Source organism: Corallococcus sp. AB038B (assembly GCF_003668955.1).
Classification (GTDB): Bacteria; Myxococcota; Myxococcia; order Myxococcales; family Myxococcaceae; genus Corallococcus; species Corallococcus exiguus.
Map to the genome: position 1 here is coordinate 1 of NZ_RAWO01000309.1, position 396 is coordinate 396.

At 71.5% G+C, this 396-nt stretch carries 1 pseudogene; it reads right to left on the reverse strand.

Annotation, left to right across the window (positions count from 1 at the left end):
• A pseudogene (locus D7Y04_RS46235) lies at nt 1-396 on the reverse strand (ComF family protein); the annotation flags it as partial.

The following is a 396-nucleotide window of genomic DNA, read 5'->3' on the forward strand; positions in this document are numbered from 1 at the left end:
ATCGTCGAGCAGCAGCACCTCGTGTCCCGTGACGTCGGACGACGCGGTGAAGGCCTCCGCGACGTTGTCGGCGCGCTCCGCTTCGGTGAGGCCCACCTGTCGCTGTGTCTCTCGCGTGCGTGTGAGCCAACCCACCGGAGCTTGTCGGCCCACGCACTTCGCCAACGAGCCCGCGAGCAGCTGGGCCTGGTCGTACTTGCGCGAGTGATACCGGCGCGTGTGCAGGGGGAGCGCCACCACGCGGTCCGGGGACCGGGAGAGGAAGCTCCTCGCCTCGTCCGCGAGCAGCTCCGCGAGGGGCCCGGCGAGCTCCGGATGGTCCTCGTACTTGAAGCGGTGGATGGCTCGCGCGAGGGGGCCCTCGTGCGCGAAGGGGGCCCAGGCGCGGGAGAAGGG